Origin of the sequence: Phocaeicola sp., from assembly GCF_048170425.1 — a bacterium.
In the GTDB taxonomy this organism is placed as follows: domain Bacteria; phylum Bacteroidota; class Bacteroidia; order Bacteroidales; family Bacteroidaceae; genus Phocaeicola.
The window spans coordinates 1-6,194 of the sequence record NZ_DBEXBB010000104.1; the positions used below are offsets into that span (position 1 = coordinate 1).

At 39.3% G+C, this 6,194-nt stretch carries 4 protein-coding genes; all 4 read left to right on the plus strand.

Translation table 11 applies throughout. From position 1 onward, the window contains the following. The first annotated feature begins 421 nt into the window (after positions 1 to 421). Positions 422 to 1,591, plus strand: coding sequence for an IS4 family transposase (locus ACMJ0U_RS04305; RefSeq protein WP_417128400.1), 1,170 nt, complete (start codon positions 422 to 424; stop codon positions 1,589 to 1,591). 173 nt (positions 1,592 to 1,764) lie between these two features. Further along, positions 1,765 to 3,669, plus strand: a complete 1,905-nt coding sequence (locus tag ACMJ0U_RS04310; RefSeq protein WP_417128402.1) for a heparinase II/III domain-containing protein — start codon at positions 1,765 to 1,767, stop codon at positions 3,667 to 3,669. A 92-nt stretch (positions 3,670 to 3,761) separates the two neighbouring features. Next, positions 3,762 to 4,940, plus strand: coding sequence for a glycoside hydrolase family 88 protein (locus ACMJ0U_RS04315; RefSeq protein ID WP_417128404.1), 1,179 nt, complete (start codon positions 3,762 to 3,764; stop codon positions 4,938 to 4,940). A gap of 9 nt (positions 4,941 to 4,949) precedes the next feature. Beyond that, positions 4,950 to 6,182 carry a DUF2264 domain-containing protein gene (locus ACMJ0U_RS04320; RefSeq protein WP_417128405.1) on the plus strand — a complete coding sequence of 411 codons (1,233 nt, stop codon included), beginning with the start codon at positions 4,950 to 4,952 and terminating at the stop codon, positions 6,180 to 6,182. Positions 6,183 to 6,194 lie beyond the last annotated feature (12 nt).

A 6,194-nucleotide genomic window follows, 5' to 3' on the forward strand; every position in this document is an offset into this window, starting at 1 on the left:
AAAAAAAGCTAAAGAAACTCCTGCTAGTATTCTAGTCATGGAGCTTTTATAGTTCCTGGCATTTTTCATAAGTATAAGTTTAAGTTTATAAATAATTGACACAGCAAAGATTGTTATAATTTGTGAATACTATTATATGAATTGTCCGATATATATGTGAAAAAAGTCCGGATGTTTTTTGGGGAAGTTTCGTAAGTCAATATCTTTATTAGATATTATCTATCTTATGGTCTTGATTTATAGCTAGATATGTATTCTTGTAGCTTTGGGAGATTTTAATAACTGAGAGCATTGCTGTCCGGAGAAAATTCACCAAAACAGCTATTATTAATTAATACTCAGTTGGTTACAAGGACGATAAAATTTTTCGATTAGAAATCATAGTTTTGCAAGAAGGTATGAACAGCCAATTTTGCAAACTATGAACAAAGGAAAAACAATATTTGCACAGGTTATGTCTCTTATAAACACATATGAATTTAAGAAGTGCGTCAACCGCTATAAGGGTGACAGGCACGCCATCAAGTTCACTTGCCGTGACCAGTTCATGGTAATGAGCTTTGCTCAGTTCACGGACAGGTCCGGACTGAGAGACATAGAGACTACACTTAACCTTTGTTCTCCTGACCTTTACCGTTCTGGTATCAAGGTAATGCCCAAATCCACCTTGGCCGAAGCGAATGAAAAGAAGGATTGGCGTATCTATCAGGACTTTGCACAAGTACTGATACGGCAAGCAAAGGAAGCATATAAGGGACAGAAACTTAGAATTGACCTGGATGAAATGGTCTATGCCTTTGACAGCAGCACTATTGAGCTGTGTCTGAAGCTTTGTCCATGGGCTAAGTTTCATCATGAGAGAGGAGCAGTCAAGATGCATACCTTGATGGATCTTAAGGGTTCCATCCCGACATTTGTTCATCTGACAGAAGGAGCGGTTCACGATTCCAAAATTATGGATAAGATACCTGTAGAAGCCAACTCCTACTATCTTATGGACAAAGGATATGTCAAGTTTGACTCTTTGTTCCGGCATTTTCATCTTAATAATGCCTTTTTTGTAACAAGAGCAAAAGAAAATATGCTTTACGAGGTTCTTGATAGTAGAGAGGTAGACCAATCTGCCGGACTTCTCTCTGATGAAACGATTAAATTGACTGGGGCACTCACTTCCAGGAAGTATCCCGATTCTCTTAGAATTGTTGTGTATGAAGACTTTAGTACAAATACGGTTTATCGTTTCCTTTCCAACAACTTTAGGCTTGAGGCATTGACTATTGCCGAGTTGTATAGGGAGAGATGGCAAATTGAACTGTTCTTTAAATGGATAAAGCAGCATCTGCACATAAAAACATTCTATGGAACTACCAAGAATGCTGTGTTCACACAGATATGGATTGCCATCTGTGACTACCTTCTGCTTATCATTGCGAAGAAACATTATATGTTGAATCCAAGTCTTCATTCCATTTCAAACTCTATTGGTCAAATCCTCTTCAAAAGAGGCGACATCAAAGATATATTTAATCAAACCGACCTCACTGCTAATGTTCCGGAGGGTGATGGTTCTAGGCAGCTTACGCTGTGGTAAAATTTCTCCGGACAGCAGTGAACTGAGAGTTGTTATTTCCTTTCATGTGAAATAACCCTAAACTTACTCCGGAAGTGATAGTATACAATTTGTATACCTACTAAGTACAATATTAATACTTGGTTATATGATAAATCCTTAACATTGCAGTGTTAATTACTAATACTAATATCATGAAAACGAAAAGTCTTTTTTTATTAATTGTCTTAGTTTTTCTTTCATGTATTAAAGTGGCTGCTTATACTGAGAGAAATTTTCTTCAACATGTGGCATCCCAGGAAAGTCTTTCGGAGTGTCTTGTCTTAAATCAAGAATGGGTTCAGTATCCTTTTTATACGGATCGGGAAGAATGGAATCTGTTGTTGGGGAAATATAAAGATGAGGTAATTAAAAATGGGGAGTCTCTTTTGGGGTACACTTGGAAGGTGGTAAAGGCTACAGATTATCTGGAGTTTGAAAGAAGTGGAAACCGAGAAGTTATGGAGCGGCCTTTTGATGAAAATAATCAAGCTATCGTAAAACTTATGCTTGCCGAACTGGCAGAAGGGAAAGGGCGTTTCATTGACCAGCTTATCAATGGAGTCTTTCATACTTGTGAGATGACATCTTGGGCATTGTCTGCTCATTTGGTGACTCAGCCTACGCACCGTGCATTGCCTACCCCCACTTATCCTTTGATTGATTTAACAGCCGGGGATTTGGGAGGCCTTTTATCATGGGTTTATTATTTTATGCATGAGGAATTTGACAAGATTGATCCGGAGATTTCCCGGCGCTTATATAGAGAACTGGATGAAAGAATAATGAAACCTTATTTGAATGATGACAGTTTCTGGTGGTTGGCTACGAATTATAAGGGTCAAATGGTGAATAACTGGAATCCATGGTGCAATAGTAATTGTTTAATGACATTTATGCTGCTGGAGAATGATGCAGACCGTCTTGCCAAAGCTGTTTTCCGTAGTATGCAATCTGTGGATAAGTTTCTTAATTATGTTCATTCTGACGGTGCTTGTGAAGAAGGTCCTTCTTATTGGGGACATGCTTCAGGAAAGTGTCTTGATTATCTTGTTTTGTTGAATCGGATAACAGGTGGAAAAGTTTCAATATTTGATAATCCGCAGATTAAAGCAATGGGAGAGTATATTGCAAGAAGTTACGTGGGGAATGGATGGGTCGTTAATTTTGCGGATGCTTCTGCCAAAGGAGGCGGAGACCCTTATCTTATATATCGATACGGAAAAGCTGTAAAAAGTGATATATTGAAACAGTTTGCCTCGATGCAGAATAAGGGAAGCAGGCTTTCTTTTAAAGGTCGTGACCTGTTCCGTATTTTAGAAGCTTTTTTGGTGGAGGATGAATTATGTGCATATAAAGAAGCGTATACAGGTGTTCCTTATACTTGGTATCCTGAGACGGAATTTTGTTATGTAAGAAATAAGAAGGCTTTTTTTGCTGCAAAGGGAGGATATAATGATGAAAGCCATAACCATAATGATGCTGGCAGTTTTTCTTTGTGGGTGAATAATATACCGGTTATTATTGATGCGGGAGTCGGTACTTACACAAGACAAACATTTAGTAGTGAAAGATACACAATTTGGACAATGCAGAGTAACTATCATAATTTGCCGATGATAAACGGGGTTCCTCAAAAGTACGGACGGCAGTACAAGGCTACGGAAGTGAAGGTTGCAAAGAATAGTTTTTCTGCGAACATTGCTACAGCTTATCCTGATGAAGCTGAAGTGAAAAAATGGATTCGCTCTTATAAAATGAAGTCTGATGCTCTTGTGATAAGTGACCGGTTTGAACTGAATGAGGTAAAGAAAGAAAATGTGATTAATTTCTTGTCATGGGGAGACATAATCATAAAGGATGGTGTAATTGAAATCTCTGTAAATGGCTCTAAGGGTAAGCTGGAATACGATAGTAAGAAGTTTGAAGTAAAAAAGGAATGTATAAAACTTACGGATAAAAAACTGTCATCTGTATGGGGAGATGAGGTTTACAGACTGTCCTTTATTGCTAAAGAAAAGGAGCAAAAGGGCTGTTATATTTTTACAATCCGTTTTTAGATTAACTTTAATACGTGAAAGCATTTATGGGCATTTTTAAGTTGTTGTTAAACTGTTGTGTAGCAGTAATCGTTTGTGGGTTGAGCAGCTGTATGAAAAAAGCTGAGTCAACAGAAGAATCTTGGGTTGAACAGTCTGTAGAAAATGCCTGGCGTCAGATTGGGTTGGAGATTGATACAATTGAGGCCAGTGGCAAGGTTTTGAATCCTGTGACTTTGAACAAGAACGGACAAGTTTATTATTGTGGTTTCTCTGACTGGAGAAGTGGGTTCTTTCCAGGAGGTGTGTGGTATCTTTATGAACTTACAGGTGATAATACGCTTCTTCCTGTTGCACAAAAGTATACGGAGGCATTAGATGAGGCTAAAAAACTCACCTGGCATCATGATATCGGTTTTATTGTGAATTGCAGTTATGGAAATGGCCTTAGGTTATCTGGAAAAGCTGCATATAAAGACGTGATGATAGAAGCAGCAAACTCTTTATGTACCCGTTTCCGGGAAAAGCCTGGAGCCATACAAAGCTGGAATGTTTCTGGAAACAGCTGGCAGGCTCAAAGAGGCTGGGAGTGTCCGGTTATAATTGATAACATGATGAACCTGGAATTGTTGTTTGAAGCAACAAAACTCTCTGGTGATTCTGCTTACTATAAGGTTGCTGTAGCACATGCTGATAGAACATTGAAGGAACAGTTTCGTTCAGATGGAAGTTGTTATCATGTCATAGATTACAGCCTTTCAGATGGGAGTGTAAGACATCGTCATACGGCACAAGGGTATTCTCATGAGTCTGTCTGGTCACGTGGACAAGCGTGGGCCATCTATGGTTTTACTATGTGTTATCGTTACACGGGCGATAAGAAATATCTGCAGCAGGCTATAAAGACTTTTAATTTCATGAAGAACCATAAAAAAATGCCGGAGGACTTTGTTCCTTATTGGGACATGGAAGCACCTAAAATACCTGATGAGCCTAGAGATGTGTCTTCTGCGGCTGTTATAGCTTCTGCCTTGTACGAGATTTGCACATTGGGCGTGCCTGGTGCGATTTCCTATGAGGAATATGCTGACCATATTATGGAAAGCCTTGCTTCAGAGCGTTACACTGCAAAACTGGGTGAGAATGGACGATTTATTCTGATGCATTCAGTGGGAAGTGTTCCTCATAACAGCGAAATAGATGTTCCTTTGAATTATGCAGATTATTATTATCTGGAAGCATTGAAGAGAAAAGTTGACATAGAAAAGAGTAAAAAACTTGCATTAAGATAAATGGCTATGATGAAATTTAGAAGTGTGCTTTTAGTAGCACTTATGTTAGTGTCTGTTCATGTTGTTGCAAAAAATGATAAAGTGCCACAGAGCAACGACCGGGAAGTTTGGACCGAACTGTGTTATAAGATAGCACAGCCTATACTTGAAAATATGAGTAAAGGTGAATTGCAGAAAAACATGAATCTGGAACTTAGCCCGATCTGGGATGGAAGAGACAAACGAGTGGCTTATATGGAAGCCTTTGGGCGACTGATGGCTGGTATTTCACCCTGGCTTGCTTTGCCAGATGATGAAAGTAAGGAAGGTAAAATGAGAAGGCAACTCCGTGGCTGGGCTATATCATCGTATAAAAATGCGGTAAATCCTGATAGTCCAGACTGCCTGTTGTGGGAGGGGCCCACTCAGATATTGGTGGATGCGGCTTATATTGCAGAAAGTTTTATGCGCGCACCTGAAGCAACCTGGAATAGATTGGACCCGGTCACTAAACAAAGATATATTGATAGATTCATCGGGTTGAGAGTGATACGTCCGGCGTATAATAACTGGTTGCTTTTCAGAGCCATGACTGAGGCCTTCCTTTTGTCGATAGGTGAAAAGGCTGATATGTATGCACTTACTGTTGCCGTCAATAAGATAAATGAATGGTATCTGAGTGATGGCTGGTATAGTGATGGTCCGGAATTTGCCTTGGATTATTATAATTCTTATGTAATACATCCGATGTATGTGGAGGTATTAGAGGTCTGTGAGGCTAATAAGTTCTCAACTCCAGTTTCTGTTTCTTTAGCGGTTAGAAGAATGCAGCGCTTTAATACTTTCGTTGAAAGGCTTATTTCTCCAGAAGGCACCTATCCGGCATTTGGACGATCGGTAGTGTATCGCATGGGGGCATTCCAATCAATGGCGCTTGCCGCATGGAAATATGGTTTGCCTGGAGATTTGAAAAATGGACAAGTGAGAAGTGCGCTTACTACAGTAATGAAAAATATGTTTTCTGTTGAGGGAAATTTTGATGATAAGCATTTTTTGAGACTTGGATTTGTAGGCCACCAGCCCAATTTGGCTAATTACTATACGAATAATGGGAGTCTCTATATGACTTCTTTGGTCTATTTACCATTGGGACTCCCTGCTAATCATCCATTTTGGTCTGATCCAGCTGAAGATTGGACCTCGAGAAAGGCGTGGAAAGGGGAAGGATTTCCGATTGATGGACATATTTCTCTAAGAAGATAATATTTTTAAATA